This window comes from Candidatus Omnitrophota bacterium, assembly GCA_026387175.1.
Lineage (GTDB): Bacteria > Omnitrophota > Gorgyraeia > 2-01-FULL-45-10 > 2-01-FULL-45-10 > CAIMPC01.
In genome coordinates this window covers 111,332-133,252 of the sequence record JAPLME010000010.1, presented here as the reverse complement: position 1 = coordinate 133,252, position 21,921 = coordinate 111,332, and the positions used below count along the sequence as shown (strand labels likewise).

Here is a 21,921-nt window from a genome sequence, read left to right as displayed (position 1 = left end):
AAAATGTAAGTAAAGCTTTTATGATGCGCTAAAGGTTCATTTCGGAAGCGTAAACCAGAATTTTGAGCCGAGGCCTTCGATACTATCCACTCCGACGGCGCCGCCGTGCAATTCCACTATATGTTTAACTATCGACAGGCCCAGCCCTGTTCCGCCCAACTGGCGCGAGCGCGCCTTATCTACGCGATAAAACCGCTCAAATACCCGAGCAATATCTTTTTCCGGTATACCCATTCCCGAATCCTCTATAATGATCTTTATACCTCCTGACGTATCCCGGCTGAATAATCTGATAGCCCCCTTCTCTTTATTGAATTTTATCGCGTTATCGATGAGGTTGGTCAGGACCTGATCTATCATCTTCCTGTCGGCATTGACCACTAGCCCGGGCGGCAAATCATTCTCTATCTTTATATCCTTCCTCTTAGCCTGGGCGGCAAATCCGAATATTATCTGGTCCGTCTGCTTCTTCAGCTGAATATCTTTCTTCTCCGGCGCAGCCCCTTCCGACTCGAGATGTGCCAGGGAAAGAAGATCGTCTACGAGGCCTTCGAGCCGCAGAGCATGCTCCTGGATTATCTTAAGGAAACTACGGGCATTCTCTCTATCATCCAAAGCGCCGTCGAGGAGCGTCTCTACAAACCCTTTGATGGACGTAAGAGGCGTCTTCAGCTCATGCGAGACGTTCGCGACAAAGTCGCTGCGCACCGTCTCCATCCTCTTCATCTCGGTTATATCATGCGTAACGATCAGGCACCCCGCCACACCGAGCGCATCGAAGATAGGGGCGGCATTCGCTCGGAATACCTTATTTACAGGGTAGACGATGCTCGCCTCTTTTGACACAGCCCTGCCTGTTTTTAACACACCGCTCACAATCTCCCACATCTCATTATTACGGATGGCTTCCAGGAAAAGAGCGCCTTCTACCTTCTCTCTCGTAATGCCAAATATCTTCTCTATGGCGGGGTTGATCGATATAATATGTCCGGACTTATCCACTACGACCACCCCTTCTACCATGCTATTGAATATCGCCGAAAGCCTCTGGTTCTGGGTCCCTATCTGGCGCATCTTGTCCTCTATGTCCTGGGCCATCTTGTTCAAAGTATTCGCAAGCTGTCCGAGTTCATCCCTGGAGATATAGATCACTCTGCGGCTAAAGTCTCCCTCGGAGTATTTACGGGAGATACGGATCATGTCATTGATCGGCCTGATAATATGGGCTGCCACCAACAACCCGAGAACTATCGAAAATATTAAAGCGAATAAGAACCCGGTTACAATAACTTTCCTGATCGCAAACAGCGTCATATCGATACTTTCAAGGGAGAGCGCCAGCCGTATCGCCCCTGCTATATCGTTTTTATCTTTTAGGGGAAAAGCGATATACAGCATATCCATCTTCAGTGTTTTCGAATAATGCGTATCCATACCTATATTACCGCTTAAGGCCTCCCTGACTTCGGGACGGCTCATATGGTTTTCCATATGGAGCACGCCTTCACGATCCTTCCCTGAGTCGGCAAGGACTTTACCGTTGGTATCGATAACTGTCAGACGAGCTTCGGCTTTCCGGCTTAGTTCAACGATGAGATTTTGAAGATCGGGGCCATCTTCTTTTCTAAGGTTCTCGAGGAGGATCTGATCGACGATCAGGTTGGCCTGATTGATAAGAGACGATTTAATGCCGCTGAGCGATCTGGCTTCCAGATTTTTGTCGATAAAGAAAGCTATCAGAATAAAAGAGACCGATATTACGATAATATAGGACAGTATCAGCTTTATCTTAAAGCTCAATATCTACTCCTCGGGTTCGAATCTGTAGCCGTAGTTCTTTACCGTGATGATACGTTTTGCCTCGCTCTTCAACTTTTTACGCAGTGTCCTGATGTGGACATCCACTGTGCGGGTCTGGATCTCCAACGACTGGTCGAGGCCCCATATGGAGTCCAGCAGGTAATCGCGCGACAGCACTCTGCCTCCGGACCTGACAAGCGTCTTTAACAGCTCGAACTCTTTGGCGGTCAGCTCTACGGGCCTGTCTTTCAGCATCACCCGGATCTTTGAGAAATCAACCGTCAATTCTCCGGTCCTGAAGATCTCGGGCAGGGTCTCTTTACCCTTGCCCCGCCGCAGCACGGCCTTAATGCGCGCGACGAGCTCACGCGGACTGAATGGCTTGGTGACATAGTCATCCGCTCCGAGCTCAAGGCCTACCACTTTATCGGATTCCCGTGATTTTGCTGTAAGCATGATGATAGGTATGGACCTGGTATTGACGTTACTTTTCAGTTCTTTGCATACTTCTAAGCCGTCAGTTCCCGGAAGCATCAGGTCCAGCAAGATAAGGTCAGGGCGTTCTTTGTTCACGGCGTCCAACGCTTTATTGCCGTCATTACTGGAGGCGGTCTTAAATCCTTCTTTCTTAAGATTGTACTCCAGCATCCTGACTATATCTTTTTCGTCTTCTACGATCAGTATCAACTCTTTCATATTAATCGCAATTATATACGGTAAAACAACGGACGGCAAGGATTTTATCTTCCGAGGAATCCCAGTAGGGCATTGAGGATATCCAGGGGCTTCGGAGGACATCCCGGAATGTGCAATACGACCGGCAGAATCTCTTTAACAGCGTCTTTTACATAGTATGAGCCTTTAAAAATTCCTCCGTCCAGCGCGCAATCTCCTAAAGTGATGACGAATTTCGGCTCAGGCATCGCCTCGTAAGTCTTCTTAAGCGCAATTACCATATTTTTTGATAGAGGCCCGATCACCAGAAGCGCATCGGCATGCCGGGGAGAGGCGACGAAACTTACTCCGAACCTCTGCAGATCATAAATGGGGTTATTTGCGGAGATCAACTCCGATTCGCAGGCGCCGCATGAGCCCGTGTCCACTTCGCGGATATGAAGCGACCTGCCGAACTTTTTATGTATCAGCTCTTTCAGCTCGAGGCCCATCGATTCCACCTGAATATTCAGGTCCCTGTCGAAATGCCTGGTCACCACGCCCTTTAACATCCTGTTCTTCAGCACATTCATCATAATTTATCCCGTCCTGGTAACTTCACAGGTCGTTCCCCGGATACGACAGGTTAAAGCTCTTATTACAAAGCGGAAAATCCGGGATTATGTTTTCCAGCACCGCATATGACAGGCCCTGCCAGTTATGAAAAGACGGATCGACTATCTTACATCTCTCGATGAGCCCCGAAGCGTCCGTCTTAACGCTATATAACACCGGCCCGCGCCAGCCTTCCGCGTATCCCAGGGCCTCCCCCGCCTTTCCTTTGGATTCGATAAAGCTCTTTTCGAGCGGATTAATTTTATCCAAAAATTCTTTTATCAAGCGCGCGGATCCTTCGAATTCCGAGACTCTTATCCTGAAACGGGCCAGGACATCCCCTCTCTCGCGTAGGGCCATATTGAACTTCGCTTCGCGATAGACCCCGGGGAAATGCTCTCTTAAGTCGATCGCTATGCCGGACGCGCGCGCCGGAAGCCCCACTATGCCCAGGTCCTCGGCCGTCTTTCTCCTTAAAACGCCGGCAGAGTCGACCCTATCCATAAAAGAATCGCTCGAGCTCAGCATCTTATCCAGCTCTTTAAAGTCCGCCATGACTTTTTCGAGCGTATCCAGAAGCAGATCTTTCTTGTTCTTTTCAATGACCGTCGAAACACCGCCTATATTATTTACACCCTTAAGGTATCTGGAGCCGGTCAGTTTTTCGTTTAGTTGCAAGATCGCCTCTTTTATGATCGACGCGAATGCCGCCGGAAAACTGAACCCCACATCGGTGGCCATGCCGCCGATATCGTTTACATGGTTATACATCCGCTCGAGCTCCAGGAATATGGCCCTTAAATAGAGGGCCTGTCTCGGAAGCGTAAGGCCCATGATCTTCTCCGCGGCATTGATAAATGCCAGGCTGTGCGCGAAATTTGAGTCTCCGGAAACGGACGCCGCAATGCGCACCGCCTCGGGGCAGGATCTTCCCTCAAAAAGTTTCTCCACTCCCCTGTGAATGAACCCTAACCTGATCTCCAGGTTTATGATCGGTTCCCCGGCAACGCTGAAACGAAAATGCCCCGGTGGTATGATCCCGGCATGCACCGGGCCGACCGGCACCTCGAAGACTCCCTCGCCTTCCACTCTATTGAATTTATAATCGTTTAATTTTCCGCCCTCTATCTTTACGAAATCTTTGCGTAACGGATAATTCCCCTGCGGACAGACCTCGTCATGCAGGCGCAATCTCCTTAAGTCCGGGTTGCCTTTCGGTTCGATGCCGAACATCTCCCATATCTCCCGCTCGAAGAGGCTGGCCGAATGGATATCCCTTGCCAACGATTCGAAACGCGGATCATCTTTCGGGATATCCATCTTCACGGTGACCCACAGGCCGTCTTTACTATTTAAAAAGACGCAGTTTACGGCAAACTTATTTTCCCTTTTACGTTCGTCGAGGGCGTATAGCATCATGACGGGCGAAGAGAAGGCTTTGTGCAGCGCCAGGCAAGCATCCTTGAAATCCCGCGGCGCCGTCTTTATGCGGACCTCGTCCGGATAACTTTGCTCGCTCGAGAGCGCGCAAAATCGAGGCGATATCTTTTTTATCTCTGAAATAATCCCTGCGCAATCCATATCAGATCCTTATTAATAAACGGCAATAGAATGCCTGCCGCGCATATCAGAACGAATAAAAATAGAAGAGCGATCTTTCCGCTCATCGGCTCTTCCTGACGCGCCATATCCTTAGGAGGATGGCCGAAAAGCATCTTTCCGAAATGGTATATGAAACCCGCGAAGATGATCGCCAGGGCCATCAGCAGCAACCCCGCCACCGGGTATGACCCTTTCAAGAAAGCCGAGATCATGATCATGATCTCGCTCACAAATATCGAAAATGGAGGAAAGCCGGTAAGGGCAAATACGCCGGCAAGCGTGATTATGCCCGTGAACGGCAATACCCCTATCACGCCCTGTATATCGTTCATGTTATGTTTTTTATAGGCGCCTACGATGTTTCCAGCGCCGAAAAAGAGCAATGATTTTGCCGCCGCATGATTAAAGATATGAAACAGCGCTCCCGCTACAGCCAAAGGGGTGCCCAGACCGAAACCTATGGAAATTATCCCCACATGCTCTATACTGCTATAGGCAAGAAGACGTTTCAAGTCTTTCTGCACCAGGATAAATCCGCAGGATATGATGAGCGAAATAGAACCCAAGAGAATCATTAAATTACTGAAATATTGGAACCCCACACCGTTGATTACTATAACGCCGAATCTCAGGATCGCGTAGATCGACGTCTTTAACAGGACCCCTGAAAGGAGAGCGCTTATCGGCCCTACCGCCTGGCTGTGCGCGTCGGGCAACCACGTATGCATAGGCGCAAGTCCCGCCTTTGTGCCGTATCCCGCCAGGATGAATATAAAGGCGATCTTCAGGATATTCTTGTCCATCCTGCCGGAAGCGATAACCATATCGGACCAGTTCAGGCTCTTCGGAGCCCCGGACATCGATAGCGCATAAGAAAATAGGATCGTGCCCAAAAGAGCGAATATTATGCCTACTGAACAGATGATTATATACTTCCAGGCGGCTTCTACGGATTTTTTGGTGTTGTAGAACCCTACAAGAAACGCCGAGATAAGCGTGGTCATCTCGATAGCGACCCATAGCATACCCAGGTTATTCAGCGCCGGCACAAGGAACATCGAAAAACAGAAGAGATTAAAGAGAAGGTAGTAGATTCCGGCTTTCCTCTTCGATATCGCCGCATCCTCTACGCCTGTATTGATATATCCAACCGAATACAGGGCCGATGCGAAGGCGACTACCGAGGTAACGAATATAAAGAACGCGCTTAAGGCATCCAGGTATATGAATCCGAAATAGGTATGCGCGCACCCGGACGATATGGTTCTCTTCAATAGCATTGCGCAGGCGACGAGTACCGCCAGGTATCCGAAAGAGTTAACTATCCCGAATTTCCTGTTATCCTTAAGGATAACAGCTCCCAATCCGAGCAGAAGCGGTATGGCAAGAATAAAAAATATCTGCATAAGCTACTCTACCCTCTCAGCCGCGAAAGCTTACTCACATCAATATGAGTAAAAAGCTTATTGATCCTGTAAACAAAAAGCCCCATGATCACGACGCTGACAAATACGTCAAAAAATATGGCGATCTCCACGAAAAACGGCATCCCGCCTGAAATGAATGAAGCTAAAAGAAAAATTCCGTTCTCCATAACAAGAAGCCCTATTACCTGCGTAAGCGCCATCATGCGGGATATCATCAGAAACGCGCCGATAAATACTACGGAAAGCGCTACTGTGATGGCGGCGCCCATCGAATGGTTCCAGCTGAAACCGAGCACATTAGAAAGCGTCCATGAGCAATAAGTAAGCATAAGCGCGAAGATAAGCGAAAGCTGGGCATTGATAAAGGATCCCAAATTCTCATTGAGCTTTATCTTTTTTAAAATGAAAAACAGGAAATGCGGTATTATAAAAACTTTCAGGCTGATAATTAACGCGGCAACTATATAGAGATCGATACGGGCCTCCTTAAACGCGATAACCGAAGTTATCAGGAAAAGAAACGCCGATTGGTATCGGAAGCTTCGGATTAAAGCCGGCATCCTCTTGGCGATGACCATTAAATATGTCGAAGCCAGAATCCCGAATAATATTATTACATGCATGTCACACTCCCAGGATCGCGCATACCGTAGATATGATCGCCAGCACAAAAGCAAACCCAAGAAAATCCGCCACTCTGAACAGCCGCATCTTCGCCACCGAGACTTCCACGAGGGCCACTACGGCGGCGATGATGCTTATTCTGGCCATGTACCACAATAGCCAGAAAAAAAGCTGTATTAAATTGAGGCTCATGGGCGCAGGAATAGGAAAGATGATCTGGGCGATCAGGTAAAACCATATCATCTGTTTTATATGGGACGATAACTCTATCAAGGCAAGGGACCTCCCCGAATACTCCAAAATCATCGCTTCATGTATCATGGTCAGCTCGAGATGCGTCTCCTGATTGTCGACCGGAATGCGCGAGGTCTCCGCGATCACCACAAGAAACAGGCTGGCGGCTGCTACGATGGAAGAGACGGAAACGGTATGCATGCCGCTGAACGCCGAAATATTTGTCGAGCCGAACTGCAGCGATATAGACAGGACCACCAGGCAGGCCACGGGCTCGACCAGGCTCGAGATGAACATCTCCCTGGATGAGCCCATGCCGCCGAAAGAGCTTCCGGCATCCAGCGCCGCAAGTGCCAGGAAGAAACGCCCCAGGGCGAAGATGAATATAAGCGCCAGAAAGTCCCCCATGCGGCACATGGGATTAGGCATGATAAATACGGGTATCAATAAAGCCGCCGCAAGTGAAGAGGCTAAGACTACGAAAGGAGCGGTCCTGAATATCCAGGACGCGGTTTCCGAGACCACCTCTCCCTTGGAAAATAATTTCGAAAGATTGAAATACGGCTGAAAAATGCTTTGCCCCTGGCGCATCCTGATATTATTCTTTATCCTGGCGATCAGGCCGCTTATAAGCGGAGATACCGCAATAAATAAAACCGGATTCAGTAAAATAAATATCTTTCTCATCTTAAAATTTCCGCATAAAAAATAACAGCAATAATACCGTAACAAATATATAGGATAGGTAGAGATGTATGCTGCCCGGCTGGATCTTTCTCATGAACCTGGCGGACCTGAAGATCAAGGTGAGGACAGGTATATAAACATATTTTTTAAAAACCTTCGTTGTGTGCGTTTCATATGTAAAGGATTTTATGTGATAGAACGAATCTCTTATCTTCACCGTTTTACGATAAGGCTGAAGAAAGAAACTGAAGACGACCCTGAAAGGCTTAGAAAAGGCCGTCGCGGTATATTCATTCCGCGAATCCAGGGTGTAATAACCGCAGTCCCAGGTTTTGTAGATAACTGCCTTTCCCCTGCCGAAGAACCTGTAAATGACAAAAGCCGTTATACCCAAAACTATCAATACGAACGCCAGCAAAGGCGTGGAGAGATAGATACCTTTTCCGTGATGAACGTCAAGCGTGCCGAAATTGTTTAAAGCGAAATTCATGCCGAGCGTATTGATGCCGGTCGCGGCTCCCGCGACTTTTGCCAGTAATTTTATAATAAAGGAGGCTCCCAGACCAAAAACGGCTGTCAGGATGGCCAGAAAAAACATACCCGCCCTCATAGAGAAAGAGGCCTCTTTCGCGTTCTGCGCGTAATGGCTCCGCGGACGCGCCAAAAATGTTATGCCGAACGCTTTAACGAAACAGGCAGCCGCCAAACCGCTTGTCAGGGCTAACATCGCCGCGCAGATACCCAGGAAGAGTTTGGCGCCTCCGACGGCAGTTAAAATACCCATAAAGAACGCCTGGAAAGTCAGCCATTCGCTCACAAAGCCGTTTAAAGGAGGGAGAGCGGAGATCGCCATCGCTCCGATCAAAAAACAGGCGGCAGTCTGCGGCATATTTTTAATAAGGCCTCCCAATTTTTCGATATCGCGCGTCCCTGTGGCTTTATATACGCTACCGGCGCACAAAAATAAGAGCCCCTTGAAGATCGCGTGATTGATCAAGTGATATAATCCGGCGGCCATGGAAAATACAGCTAAATACGGCATATTCATACTGAGGAAAAACATCGCCATTCCAACTCCTAATAAAATGATCCCGATATTTTCAACACTATGATACGCGAGAAGCCTTTTAATATCATGCTCCATAAGCGCGTAAATGACACCTACAAGACAGGAGATGACCGCCAGAATTAGAATTAATACGCCCCACCATGAAGAATTAACGCCAAGTATGAATATTACAAACCGGATTATTCCATATATCGCGGTCTTGATCATCACGCCTGACATGATACTTGAAATATGGCTCGGCGCCTGCGGATGGGCGTACGGAAGCCATATGTGTAAAGGCACTATGCCGGCTTTGGTGCCGAATCCTATCAAGAGAAGCAGGAAGACGATATTTCGCTCCTGGAGCGGCATCGTCGTACAGGCGTTTTTTATAGCGGCGAGATCAAACGAATTGGCGTGCTTATACATGATCAGGAATGCCGCGACCAGAAAAGCTGTCCCTATGTGCGTCATCACTATGTAGATGGTGCCCGCGCGGACGGATTCTTTGTTCTTTGTATCGAATACTACGAGAAGGTACGAGACCAGGGACATTATCTCCCAGGCGACAAGGAAGACAAGGAGGTTGCCTGCGGTCACCACGAGGGCCATCGATATCACGAAAAAGAAAAGCAGCGACCATGCCAGGACGGCCTTCAGGGCGGCGCATTCCCCTCTTAGATAACCTATCGAGTAAACGGCCGAGGGCAGCGAAACGATGGAGATCACCACAAGAAAGAATAACGAAAGCGGATCGAATATCAATATTCCGGACAAAGCTTCTATTTTTCCTTCCCCAAACTGTCCAATACCTTTTCTGTTCTCTTTAATTTCCGGCGCAGCATCTCCGCGACAGGCCTCAGGACATTGAATATATCACGGCTCTCGATATCGTAGAAGATTATCGTCCCCACCTGTCTCGATTTTAATACACCGCCTTCTCTTAAAATCGTAAGGTGGCGCGAAAGGCTGGACTGCGGGATACCTAGCCTCTTCGCGATGACCCCCACTTTCTGCTCTCCGCTTTTCAGGAATTCTATAATCGTCAGGCGCAACGGATGCGCTAACGCTTTCAAAAAATCCGCCTTAATTTTATAAGCCAGGTCGTCCATAGTATTATTCTATTTAATTTATTGCGATCCGGGGAAAGATCTATTTTTTGCGGAGTGCTCTGCCCTTCTCTTTTTTCTCTTCCAATATACGTACAGGATTATCTTTAAGCCAGAGGCTACAAATGCCCGCACCGTCCCTTAAAGTCAGCACAATATCATCGTTCTCACCGTCATACTTGACCTGTTCGATAAACTTACCGGTGGATATCACCCTTATCTTCTCAATCACCGCTTTATCGTTACTATGATACCCGATCGCGTCGCCTACCTTCAGCACTATCGTCTCAGCCACTATACGCTCTTCTTTCATATACATAACCGCAGATTTTTTATTTCCTTATTATTCAATATTCGGATATTCGATATTATAACCTAAACCGATAACTATGTCCATATATTTATTGGACCGGCTCTTTCTCCGTCAACCCGGGCGGGCACTTGCTCCAGTTGTATCCTTTGACGGCGTCCTGATACCCCCTGTCGAAGAGCCGCTTCATATCCTGGGGGTCGAACATCTCTTTAGACTCCTGCTTAAAATCGGGCGGTATGAACGCGAGATTGTAATCGCTCCCTCGCTGTTTCATAAATACGTATATCCTGTATACGTCGCCGATCCCCTGTGCATTGATTATCGTATCGAAACACCTGTCGGCAAGCGACGGGAGGCTGTCTTCCACTTTCTTATAGTTTGGCGACATATAACCGTTACGTAATATGTAGAGTTTCGCCTTTACCTTCGACGGATCGATACCCAGGTTTTTAGCGGCCCCCTGCATGCCCTCGAGAAGCTTGTAGGTGGTGAAGACCTGCGTCAGGGTCCCGCCGTCAACGTGCATCTCGTCGTAAGGCTTACCGTCGACTTTGACATGAAAGATCGAGGGAGGGAATACCACCGGTATCGCGGCGGAGGCAATGATCACCCTGCGAAATAGATCGGCGTCGCCTCTGGCGGCGATGGCGCCCATATCCCATATCACAAAGCGCTGGGCGTCAAGATTAACGGTGCCGACTAATAGCCTGCGGCCATGTTTGTGTTCAGTGGCTATCTTATCCAACAGGTCCTGGTTTAATATTCCCGCTATCTTTTTGTCGAGAGGACGATTATTGGCCAGCGAATTTCCGAAAAGAGCCCCGAAGGGGCCCTTCGACGACATCACATCTTTGGTCGACATCGTCGTGTAAAGCTTTTCGAGATCGGCATCATATTTACTGCCAAGGAACGCGTATGGAGCTATTAACGCTCCCGTGCTGACGCCTGTAATCACCTTAAATACCGGCCTGGAACCTTCCGCCGACCACCCTTTCAAAAGGCCCGCTCCGTATGCGCCATTAGCCCCGCCGCCGGATATGGCAAGGACGGGATACACTTTTATGCCATCCTGCCCTATCGGAAAGTCTTCGGGGCGCTCCTCTTTGACCGATTGCACCAGATTCTCCTGCAGTTTGGTATTGGATTCTCCTACTACGGCCCGTATATCGTCCATATTTCCGATACGGGCCTTATCAACCAGATTAAGCGGCACCGGATGGCGTGTCGTGGCGCATCCTGAAATAACCGCGGACATGCAAAGTATTAACAGAAAAACAAAAAGCCTGAATCTCAATATGCGCCTCATGAAGGTCTCCCTCCCTGTTTATAAAATGATTTTATTATATTTACACCGGCTATGACGATAAGCGCCAAGCCCACCATAAAAATTAACATTATAAGGGCCATCGCAACGGCGCTTTCGACAACGGTGTTATTCGGCCGAAGCTTAGAGCCCATTAAGATGATGGGCCGGGCCAACATGATAAAATCGTTCATCAAGGCTACCGAAAACGCCGAAACGGCCATACCCGCGATCATTAATAAAATTGCCCATATTTTACGCATCATCCTCACCCTTTCATTCTTCCCCGGCCAATGTCTTCTCCCATCCCGGAGGGGTTTTATGCCAGGAATACCCTTTAAGGGCGTCCTGATAACCGCGCTCGAAGAGCCGGCGCATTTCGTACTTATCAAAAAATTCCTTCTTGCCCGAAACATAATTGTCCGGTATATACGCGAGGTTGAAATCATTGCCCTTTTCCACGGAGATGGCATATAGCCTGTAGATATCGCCTACAGTCTGCGCTCCGGTCATGGCATCGATGGACCTTTCAGCTATCGCGCCCAGCCAGCTCTTCATCTCCTTATATCCGGGTGTTACTTTGCCATTACGGATCACGTAAAGTTTCGCCTTTACCTTGGAGATATCTACACCGGCCTTCCCGGCCATTTTCCGCAGGTTATGCGCCAGGCCGTATATAAAGAAGACCTGGGAGAGCGTGCCGCCGTCGACATGCATCTCCTTATACATCTTCCCGTCCGCTTCCACGTCTATCAGTACCGGGGAAAATGTGACGGGTATAGACGCTGAGGCAAGCAGCACTTTCTTAAAGAGTTCCCTGGCCTGAAGATTTCCGCGCGATGCCAGCACCGCGATCGCTCCCATATCCCATATGATCAGCTTGCAGGCATCCAGATTCACCGTGCCGACAAAGAGGCGCCTGCCGCGGCCATATTCACGGGCAATGTCGCTCAATAGACGATCGTTCACAGAGGCCGATATCAGTCTTGCCAGAGGTTCCGAGCTTGTGAGTGAGTTTCCGAAGACCCCGCTTAAGAAGCCTTTACGTTTTACTATGTCATCAGTGGATATATTCGTAAATAGAGTCTCTACTTCTTTATCGTATTCACTGCCTAAGAAAGCATAGGGGGCAATGAGTGCCCCGGTGCTGACCCCCGTGACAACTTTAAAGACGGGCCGGGAACCTGCTTCCGACCAGCCCTTTAATACTCCGGCGCCATAAGCGCCATTATCGGCGCCTCCGGATATGGCGAGCGAAGAGTATGTTTTCACTCCATCAGCGTCTGACGGGAAATAGGTGGGATATTCGTATTTAAATGATTCGAGAAGGCTCTTTTCCATTAAAGGGTTAGTAGAATCACAATTGGAGCGGACTCCGGGCATTCCCGGAACTTCCGCTTTATCGGCAAGGGCCTGAGGAACGGCACGCCTTCCTTCCGAGCATCCGGAGAGAATAAATGCCGATATCAATAATATTGCCAGCGGTATTTTTATGCGGGATATCTTTATCATATGTTTATCAACCAGATTATAGCCTCTTAAGGGGCATTATATCAAGAGTTTTTTAAAAAAGTGCTGGCCGGCATCTAAGGAAAATGGTAAAATGCGCCCGGTAGTAAATAGGGCCTCATATAATGCCATTATTTACTATTAATTCCACCGGAAGGAGGTAGTGAATAATGGTAAAAGGTAAAGTAAAATGGTTCAACGACGCTAAGGGATACGGTTTCATCACGCCGGAAAACGGTAAGGATGTATTCGTGCATCACAGCGTTATCCAGGGGGATGGCTTTAAATCTTTAAAAGAAGGCCAGGATGTAGAGTTCGATGTTACTCAGGGCCCTAAAGGCGAACAGGCGGCAAACGTAGTAAAACTATAGCAATGACTTAGGATGAAGAAGCCCGGCATATCCTGCCGGGCTTCTTTTTTTCGAGTTATTATCTATTCTTAATGAAGTGTACCATCAATGTCGTAGCCGACATTTAAATGTCGGCTACGATGGAGACTATTACTTTTTAATAGTGTGTCCTGGGTACCTTAGGGGGCGTATAGACCTTAGGCGCCGCGGGCTTTGAAAGCGCCTGCTGTTGTTGCAGCATACGCTGAGTCTTATTTATTTGGTCTATCTGCTGAAGATTCTTGAGTTGTCTCTGCTGGCGTTCTAGTTTCTGAAGATTATCCAGCGAAATCTGCTGATTTATTTGGGAGAGGATCTTGAAGAGCGTATCCTCATCGAGATCCGCCAACTTTTTACCATTATATGTATAGATTGTAACGCCGTCCTCTCCTGGCGTCGCCACAAGCCCCTGGACAACGGAGACCAGGTTCGGACGACTCTTCAGCACCTCAGTAATGCGGGTTATCATCTCCTCCTTGGTGAGTTTTTTCTGGGGCGCTACTACCGGAGCGGGCTGGGTCGCATTCGCCGGGGCTGCGGGAGCCACAACAGCGGCCTTTGCCGGCTGAACCGGCGCGGCAGCAACTGCTTTTACAGGAGCCGCAGGAACAACCGGCTTAGCAACAACCGCTTTTGCCGGAGCTGCCGGCTTAGCCGTATCCGCAGCGGCATCTTTTTTCTGGGGCGGCTTGGACCATGGAAAATCGATCGCATAGGCATTTGTGCATATAAATACCACCGCTACAACGAATGCGTATTTCTTCATCCCTTCCTCCTTGATTTTATAAGACCGTTTCGTACCATGATCGCATATAAACAGGCGCCGCTGATAACGGCGAGCGTAAATGTCGTGACCTGCGCGAGCGTGACAGGCCCCAGGATATGAGGACTATCGACCCTCCATGACTCAAGTATACACCTGAAAAGGCCGTAGGTAAAGAGCGTTGTGAAGAAAACTATGCCTTTGGGCAGCTTCATTTTATAGAGATGTCTCGTATAAAAGAATATTATCACGAGGGCTATGGCGAAATATATCTGCGTGGGATGACGTTTGACCGTTTCATCCACAAAAACGCATCCCCATGGCAGGTTTGTTACCGGGCCATAACAACAGCCGTTTAAAAAACAGCCAATGCGGGTAAACGCCTGCTGTAACAGAAGAAATGGCATTAAGAAGTCCGCAAAGACAAGAAAACTGATCGGTTTTAATCTGATCTTTGTAAATGCCCACATCGTAATGAGCTCAGCGACAAGGGTACCTAAAAAGGCATATCCGGATGATAGGAAGGCGTCACTGAATGACAAGTGCATAGCGCCGAATAGCTCTTCGCGGTGAAGGAAGATATAGAGAAGCTTGGCCCCGAGTGAACCGGTAAATAAGGTAATGAAGGTGAAAGCTATGATACCGCGGCGCGTAACCGGAAAATCTTTGGGTTTTACAATAAGCGCTATTGTCAAGGCGATAAAAAATCCGGCAAATAAAATAACATCCCAGCTCGGCGTCTCGTAAGGCGTGCCTTGGAATAGGAATGGATGCATGGAGTAATTATACCGTAGGGTGGCATGTATTGCAAGAGATGCGCGAATCAAACTACGGCGTTAGGCACTGATGGCAGCGGCGTGCATGGCCCTCAGCATGTTATTGAGCGCTGCGGATATATCCCTGAATATCTTGAAGAAACCGAAATAGCCAGCTAAACTCTGTATACTCTTCATACTCTTGTCGCCCTGGTTGTAACCTATGGCAACGAATGCGCCCTTCATAGCGATTGAGGCAAGGAGGTTGGCCAGATTGATCTTCTCAGCCGAAACCTGCTCCTTAGTTCCAATAACCGTGCCGTTAAGGAGCGCATAGGCAAGCGTCCCTTCCCTGCCTGCCTTACGAGCGCCTTCAGCATCAGTGCGTATCATACCTATCTCTTTAGCGCTGCCTTCAGAAGTAGTTTCCAGGAGGATAGCAATATTACCCACCCTCACGCCCTTGGCTTCCATGGCGCTCCTTATGACCTCTGACGGCTTATCGCCATCATTCACCACCACTACATTCACCCCCGGTATACTGGTTTCGAGAGAGACTTGTTCCGCGGCTGTTCTCGCTATTAGTATAACCCTGGCGATATCCCCATTCTCTTTAGCTTTAGTGAGGAAATCCTGGAATTCCGGGCTGCGCAGTTGACCCGTAACGCTCTTACCATCGAATGCAAGTATTACCGTATCATTACTTATACCCGCCTCATGAAGCTTTCGAATGGCATCAAAGAAACTGGCAACGCTTACTGAACTGATATCCTGCCTGAGAATGCCTTCGATAAGCGTATATGCATTGGCTATCTCCAGACGCTCGCTGGAATAGGTACGATTGGCATATGTGAATGTGCAAGTCGCGGCAGACAGCCCGGTCCTCTTCTGGAACGCGGCAAGCGGCATGGTCGGCATCTTAAGTATCTTAACGCTCCCGTTAGGTAATAATACCATGGATCCAGCATTGCCCAGCATCGCGAGATTAGCTCTATCCATAGCGAACTCCCCTTCGTCGGCAGGCATCACAGGGTGAGAGTGGACCAACCAACGGGTATTATTCGCGTCGAACTTGTTCGAAGATTTAAAATCATAGCCTTTGCCTTCTGCATCAAAGGCCATCACTGATCTATCCGCATAGTATTGGATCTTTCCGTCGAGGCCTATTGCGAATGCAACTTCATATCTTAACGCGCCAGTGTATCCGGAGATAGTATTAATAACCTCTTTCCGTACTTCAGGGGCAACGTCTTTCATCTGGTTTTGGTCACTCACGAAATTGATCAGCGCTTCCTTAATATTAGCTCCCTTCGCCAGAGGCAAGTTATACCGGACTCCGTTCAGCTCTATAGCAAACGGCATATTGTCTTTAAACGCAATGCCGTTATTGGCCATTCCATAAATATTTCCCATCTCCGATATCGCGGCTGCATCTATACCTTTACCCTGTAAGTTAGCGGCAAGCGTTTTCGCGGCATTGGATACGGCATCAACAGCGACCGTTCTACCTTCAGGCCCCTTGCCCTTAACAATTGTCATGCCGCCGCTGAACGCCAGTACCGAGCTGGCTGCCGCGGCCAGAGGAACTGCTTGCAGAGCATACAAGACGATAGCGCTTACTATAATGATTGTAGCGACCCTAGCCGGTGTTCCCATATCGTTCCAGGCCTGCCGTAGTATACCCAACGGTCGCTGTATGACGGTAAGCGCCGCGAGCTTTGCCGCCGCCTCTGCCTCTCTCGCCTTCTTAATCTGTCTGGCAAGTCTCGCCTTCTTAAGGTTTCCTATATTCCTCACCTTAGTTATACTCTTTATTTCACTGCTAATGTCTTTGGCAAGTGTTTCATTCTTGTTAACTTTCAGCGCGAGACGCAGATTCTTTATTATATCGGCATTAGACAGCCCCTCGGTCTTCATAAGTTGTGCCAGCATATCGGCTCTTAAGGCATCCAATTCCCTATTAGCCGCGACACCTATAACCACTCCTTTTGCAGTCATCGCGTCGATCTTTCGTATGATCTGGGCGGCCTTGTCAAATTCTTTAATATATATGGCTATCTTTAACTCTTCCATCTTTTCTATAGCAACATCTATAGTCAATAGGCCCTTGGCCTCCACTATCGCTCTATTAATTGAATCTTTCAGCGATTTGGCCTCTCTTCTGAAGTCTTTATCGGAACTTGTCTTCAGCGCCACGTTAACCGCGAATAAGGCCGAATCGAAATCGCCATCATTAAGGCATTCTCCGGCCAAATCGAACCACTTTATGGCCTCTTCAAGACGTTCGCCTCTATTCTCTCCGAGGAGCCGCGTGATTTCACCGCGCGCGACAATAACCTCAGCCGCACGGCTTCCGAGTATATCTTTCGCCTCTTTCAGGGCCGCCCTGGCATACTTATCTTTGCCACTAGAGGCATATTCAATAGCAATAGCTATCCAGTTATTCGCATCCTGTTCCTTGGCCATCTTCTGCCAATCAGCGTTAGCGACTATCCTGGCATCCAATGCCGCCGCCTGTTCAAGCGCCTCTACGGCCATGATGTAATCGCCAATGCCCGCAAATTCTGTGGCCATATCGCTCAATACCTTAGCGCTCGCTATTCGCTTTTCTTTATCTTGTAACAAGGACTGCATCGTCCATTCTTTCGTTAAGCCGCTTACGCTGTCATTCCCGAGCACATCGGAGCGACTCTGCAAGATCCCTTCGTTCAGGGCACCAAGCGCCGAGCTAAAGTCTTTCTCTTTAGCATAATCCTTTGCAATATCAACCCATTCGAGCGCCGCCAGATAATTATCTCTGCGGATGGTAAGCTGCGCCGTATCCACTTCGGGATTCCATATTAAACTTGCGTCAACAAACGCTTTTTCAAATTCTTTCCGCTTCTCCTCTGATAACCCTTTTATCACAACGGGAGTTACCATCGCTCCGGGAATAACGCTTTCTAAGGCAATGCTGGCTAAGTCGGCTATATACAGCCTGCCATCCCTAGCTTGAAACACTTTTGCAATGCTATCCGTCAGCGCCGGCTGATCAGCCACCAAGCGCGCTTGTAACGTGGGCGACAATATAAACTCAACACCAGAGTCGGCCTCTGTCCGGCGCTCCTTGATCCTATCGCGTAAACGCGCGATTGCGCTCTTTATGTGTTCGATGTATTCGGGATTATTCTGGCCCATCTTCTCAAGATCTTGAATCTGTTTTTCTGATTCGGTTATCTGCCCAAGAGCAGGCTTTTCGTAAACTATCCTGGCAATTTCAAATGTCACCAGAGCCTCTTTGGCGTAAGCTTTCCTATCTTCAGGTAAGATTGGACTCGACAGATCTTTAGCCATATCCAGCCACCTATTAGCATCGTTGTAACAAACAATGGCCAAATACCCGCTCAAGGAGAAGGCCGACACCGGAATATCTTTCCTAAAAGGATCTGCAAGGAACGCTATGGTATTTATATCCCGTTCCAATTTATTCATATTAAGCTTTTTGACAAGGTCTGCGGACATGGGGCCCGCTACCTGCATACCTGCGGCAAGATCAACGAGCGGCCCTATATTCTGATCAGTGATATCGCCTCGACTGACCATAGCGAGGCTCGCGTTAATAAGATCATTAATGTTACCGTCTGTTTTGTCAGATATGTACTTACGAAATGCCGCGGCAGGATCATCCGATAACGCAATCTCCATCGCTTTATTAAATGAGATCTTTTCGGCAAGCGTCGTTTCGCAGCCTTTATCAACTTCATCGAACGCCTTTTTCAGAGATTCTATGGCGGCGAACTTCTCTTTCAGTTTTAATGCACTAATAGCGTTTTGCACCGGCGTGAGATTTCTGGCATCAGCGGAAAGCATCTTGCCCGTCTCTACTGCGGATTTTACTTCTAATGGAAGCTGGATACCAAGGAATATCGCAAGTTTTATCAACTCAGGAGGACCTCGTATACCGTTACTTTCGGCAAGCTGCATAAAGCGGCTTAAGCCCATATTTTCCGGAGCAACCCCGGAGAGAGAGCCCTGAATACTGATAAACGCTTCAATCTTCTCGATCGACATATCACCGGTACCAAAGGCCTTTGCGAATACATCTTCGGGTATACCGGTCTTCTCTGCGTAGAACTTAAATTTCCCTTTCCAGGCATTTTCAATTTTGTAAATATCGGATTCACTGTAGTTCGAATTGAGGGACCGGTATGCGATAAGTTTTGCTTGAGCCTTATCAATACCGAAGTCGATTACTAAGGTATCGGCAACTTGCTGAATGCTCGTGGCGTTCACCGATTTTATGCCTTTAAGGATGGATGGGACGATAAGGGATGCTGCCGCATCTCGGTCTGAAGCATAGGCTGCGAGCGACGCAAGTACTGCGGAAACGCTTATGCCATTCCTCACATCCTGTGCCTGGTCTACCGCGTTCGGAAGAATACTGTCAACAGCTGCCATGCGTTCGACATCCCTGGCAACCGCCGCTGGCGCCAGAAGGATAACTATCTGAAGTAAAAGTTCATTATCAACGCCCGCCTTGTCCATAATATTCTTCCAATCAAGCTTATCTGCCTTCTTTAGGTCACGCACAATATTCGACGCTTTTTGTGCCTTCGATGTCACTGCAGTCTTTGCCACCGGCTCTTTCACAAAGAGTGTATTGAGGATCGCATTGATGATAGGCGAAGAAGTAAGTTCGCCGAGCGACTGTTTCACGGACGAGAGAGCCGCGCTCACCAGGCTGTATCCACCGAACACCAAGCCGCCGAGCGAGTTGAAACCTGATCCGAGCATCAATACGTAAAGTGACGTTGATATAGCGCCTTGCATTACTTCCCGGATGAATATGCCGGCGGTCTTCATCATAATCGCGCCGCCCTCGGCAACTTTTAGGCTATAATGGTAATTAGCCGCTTCGGCCGCCGCGGTAATAATAGTTTTGAGGCTCATAATGATGATCGCGGGCATCACTATTCCACCGATCGCTAGTCCTGCGACTGCAACACTGATCACCGCGGTGACGCCCATGCCCGCGACACTCTTACCTGTAATAAGGTTATAGGCGCTTTCCAGGCTCATGGCGAACGTCTTCGATCCAAGCTTCGGAAGCATAACTGTTACGTACTTACGCGCATTAAGCTCCGGTATCACAGGAGCTTTCGCCTTAGACTTCTCGAGAGACTCGACCGTGCCGTTCGACTTCATCATATTGTAGAGGTCGATCATCGAGACCTGAGCAATGATTCCGGGGTTACGCGCCTCAAGGTTCTCGGCCATCTGCGTAAGCACCTTCATCTCCTCATCGGTAATGGAATTGCTAACGAAGAGCTTGATTGCCGAAAGACCGTATTGATCCTGATTCTTTAAGAACTCCCTGACCGAGATCGTGTACATGTTAAGGCTACTCTGGGCTTTTTCAACCTGGGTCTGCAAGCTCTTGACCTCGCGCGATTGCGGTCCGTAAATTTTGATAGCGGTCGCCAAATTTTCTTCAATAAAACGCAAATTTCTCTCTGCCTTTATATTATTCTTAAGGACATTAATCAATACTGTCTCTATACCGATCCGCCCACAATAATCCACAAAAGATTGCCTGATATCACTAGATTTTACCATCGAAGTTATCTCATCCTTCGTCATAGTATGCCCTGTGTTAGAAATAGCTTTGATACCGCCCCAGAAGTTTCCGATTGCAACCAGGTTATTTATCAGAACGCTGATGGGCATAATGCCGTCATAGATTCCATTTGTACGCAGTTCCTTTACAAGCCCTAACGTTGCATCTATATTAACACCAGTGGAACCGCCTTTTTCTACTTCTATATAATTACCCAAAGCTGTCGTAATACCATCTGTCATTACCCCCGCATCCTTTAGGGCAAATGCAATCGCTTGACGGGCATCCGCGGCGGCACTTAAGAGATTATTGGCGGCAATCACGTTCTTCACAAAGACCGCACCATCATAAGTAAGCCGCGTATTCGAATCAACCTTGCCGGTTACCGCATCGATGACAATATCATCGTAAGCGCCGTTTATGTTCCTGTTCCTGAAGACCAGATCTACACCTCCCGACTCTGTCATATCGACCATCATATTTGTCAATGCATTACTACCGCTTGGAGATATGCCCTGGATCATTCCTATACCGGCCACTGTGACCGGTATGCTCTTCGATACCACATCCTGCAATGTCAGCATTCCTTCCGAGCTCCTCCTGATATCAGCCATCTTCTCAGCTATATTTGCCCGCGAATTACCAGACTTCTCCATGAACTGCTGTAGCCTGCTCTCATCGATCTCCATGTTAATTTCCGACTGGATAGCTATAATGGCTAGCTTAAGGTATTCCTGGTCAACGGGGTCCTTGCTTTCGGCGAGATCGCTCAAAAGCGCTTTTTCGGAATCCTTAATATCTCTGTCAAACATATTCACTATCTGGATGAAATTCCCTCCTTGGGCACGCTTTCCGCCTTCATCGTTAATTCTACCGCTTATCTGGCGCAGGTTGTCGTAACTGGTAAGCCCAAGTTTTATAACGTCCGCTTTTCTCGAGACCCCTTCCCTCAGCCCGAATATGTTACTTCCTGTCGAGAGACCCTGAATAATAACGACCATCTTTTCGCCGTCATTAAATCTGGTCTTTATATCTTTAACGGCATCATTGAACGTCATATAACTACCATCCGCCATTCTGCAAGTAAGACCGCCATCTGTCTCTCCTCTGATCAGAATATAGACAGGCATATTTTTGTACGCGTCTTTCACGCGGCCATACATGTCATAGCAAACGTTCCTCGATTCACTTGTAATAGCTATTGCATCGGTACCTCGTTTAATGCTCTCACCTACCTGGACAGCTCCTTCATTTCTAGTCGCATCCTCACCATTTCTCAGTAAATGGTAATTATTGATGAGCGGCGTCTCTGTGGTGGCTTTGGCAAGATGGCCTGGCGCTTTATCATTGATATTCTCTATAGTCTTTCTTGTGCCTTCAGCAGTACCAGTGCCTCCCGTGGTATTCCATGCACCAAACGCCTTTATCACATCAGCGGTCGAAACATTCATGTAAGAGTGCTGTAACAATGAATCCGCTATCTTTTCAATCCC

Annotated in this window: 17 protein-coding genes (1 of these 17 running past the window's edge); 1 reads left to right on the top strand and 16 read right to left on the bottom strand. The window is 48.3% G+C overall.

Going from position 1 to position 21,921, the window contains the following annotated elements:
* Positions 1–36: 36 nt before the first annotated feature.
* From NTY76_05815 to NTY76_05755, 13 genes are all read right to left on the bottom strand, one after another.
* Positions 37–1,800: an ATP-binding protein gene (locus NTY76_05815; protein MCX5678610.1), complete on the bottom strand. Its 1,764-nt coding sequence runs from the start codon at positions 1,798–1,800 to the stop codon at positions 37–39.
* 3 nt (positions 1,801–1,803) lie between these two features.
* Positions 1,804–2,496, bottom strand: a complete 693-nt coding sequence (locus NTY76_05810; protein ID MCX5678609.1) for a response regulator transcription factor — start codon at positions 2,494–2,496, stop codon at positions 1,804–1,806.
* Positions 2,497–2,540: 44 nt separating this feature from the next.
* On the bottom strand, positions 2,541–3,050 hold the full coding sequence (locus NTY76_05805; protein ID MCX5678608.1) for an NADH-quinone oxidoreductase subunit B family protein: 510 nt from the start codon (positions 3,048–3,050) through the stop codon (positions 2,541–2,543).
* A 22-nt stretch (positions 3,051–3,072) separates the two neighbouring features.
* The gene (locus NTY76_05800; GenBank protein ID MCX5678607.1) at positions 3,073–4,650 is read right to left on the bottom strand and encodes an NADH-quinone oxidoreductase subunit C; all 1,578 of its coding nucleotides are present in this window, start codon (positions 4,648–4,650) and stop codon (positions 3,073–3,075) included.
* Entirely contained in the window at positions 4,620–6,077 is a 1,458-nt protein-coding gene (locus NTY76_05795; GenBank protein MCX5678606.1) for a hydrogenase 4 subunit F, read from the bottom strand. The genes NTY76_05800 and NTY76_05795 overlap by 31 nt, the downstream gene beginning before the upstream one ends.
* Positions 6,078–6,085: 8 nt before the next feature.
* A complete protein-coding gene (locus tag NTY76_05790) occupies positions 6,086–6,721 on the bottom strand; it encodes a hypothetical protein (protein MCX5678605.1) in 636 nt (211 codons plus the stop codon).
* Between the two features lies 1 nt (position 6,722).
* Complete coding sequence (locus NTY76_05785) at positions 6,723–7,643, bottom strand: NADH-quinone oxidoreductase subunit H (GenBank protein MCX5678604.1); 921 nt, start codon at positions 7,641–7,643, stop codon at positions 6,723–6,725.
* Position 7,644: 1 nt separating this feature from the next.
* Entirely contained in the window at positions 7,645–9,468 is a 1,824-nt protein-coding gene (locus NTY76_05780) for a proton-conducting transporter membrane subunit (GenBank protein ID MCX5678603.1), read from the bottom strand.
* Positions 9,469–9,473: 5 nt separating this feature from the next.
* Entirely contained in the window at positions 9,474–9,767 is a 294-nt protein-coding gene (locus NTY76_05775) for a metalloregulator ArsR/SmtB family transcription factor (protein ID MCX5678602.1), read from the bottom strand.
* A 76-nt stretch (positions 9,768–9,843) separates the two neighbouring features.
* Complete coding sequence (locus NTY76_05770; protein MCX5678601.1) at positions 9,844–10,113, bottom strand: hypothetical protein; 270 nt, start codon at positions 10,111–10,113, stop codon at positions 9,844–9,846.
* An 88-nt stretch (positions 10,114–10,201) separates the two neighbouring features.
* Positions 10,202–11,419 carry a patatin-like phospholipase family protein gene (locus NTY76_05765; protein MCX5678600.1) on the bottom strand — a complete coding sequence of 406 codons (1,218 nt, stop codon included), beginning with the start codon at positions 11,417–11,419 and terminating at the stop codon, positions 10,202–10,204.
* Entirely contained in the window at positions 11,416–11,682 is a 267-nt protein-coding gene (locus NTY76_05760) for a hypothetical protein (GenBank protein MCX5678599.1), read from the bottom strand. The genes NTY76_05765 and NTY76_05760 overlap by 4 nt, the downstream gene beginning before the upstream one ends.
* 10 nt (positions 11,683–11,692) lie before the next feature.
* Positions 11,693–12,928: a patatin-like phospholipase family protein gene (locus NTY76_05755; GenBank protein ID MCX5678598.1), complete on the bottom strand. Its 1,236-nt coding sequence runs from the start codon at positions 12,926–12,928 to the stop codon at positions 11,693–11,695.
* Between the two features lie 167 nt (positions 12,929–13,095).
* Here NTY76_05755 and NTY76_05750 point away from each other — a divergent pair, with 167 nt between their 5' ends.
* Positions 13,096–13,296, top strand: coding sequence for a cold-shock protein (locus tag NTY76_05750; protein ID MCX5678597.1), 201 nt, complete (start codon positions 13,096–13,098; stop codon positions 13,294–13,296).
* Between the two features lie 136 nt (positions 13,297–13,432).
* Here the strand turns inward: NTY76_05750 and NTY76_05745 are convergent, their stop codons facing one another.
* The 3 genes in view from NTY76_05745 to NTY76_05735 are tightly spaced (at most 60 nt apart) and all read right to left on the bottom strand, a layout consistent with a single transcriptional unit that may run on beyond the window.
* Positions 13,433–14,080, bottom strand: a complete 648-nt coding sequence (locus NTY76_05745; protein ID MCX5678596.1) for a hypothetical protein — start codon at positions 14,078–14,080, stop codon at positions 13,433–13,435.
* Positions 14,077–14,853 (bottom strand): prolipoprotein diacylglyceryl transferase, encoded by a 777-nt coding sequence (locus NTY76_05740; GenBank protein ID MCX5678595.1) that lies wholly within the window; start codon positions 14,851–14,853, stop codon positions 14,077–14,079. The genes NTY76_05745 and NTY76_05740 overlap by 4 nt, the downstream gene beginning before the upstream one ends.
* 60 nt (positions 14,854–14,913) lie before the next feature.
* Positions 14,914–21,921, bottom strand: the 3' end of a protein-coding gene (locus tag NTY76_05735; GenBank protein ID MCX5678594.1) for a hypothetical protein. The gene runs 58,581 nt beyond the window's last position; 7,008 of the gene's 65,589 nt are visible here — the last part of the coding sequence; its start codon lies beyond the right edge, outside the window; its stop codon occupies positions 14,914–14,916.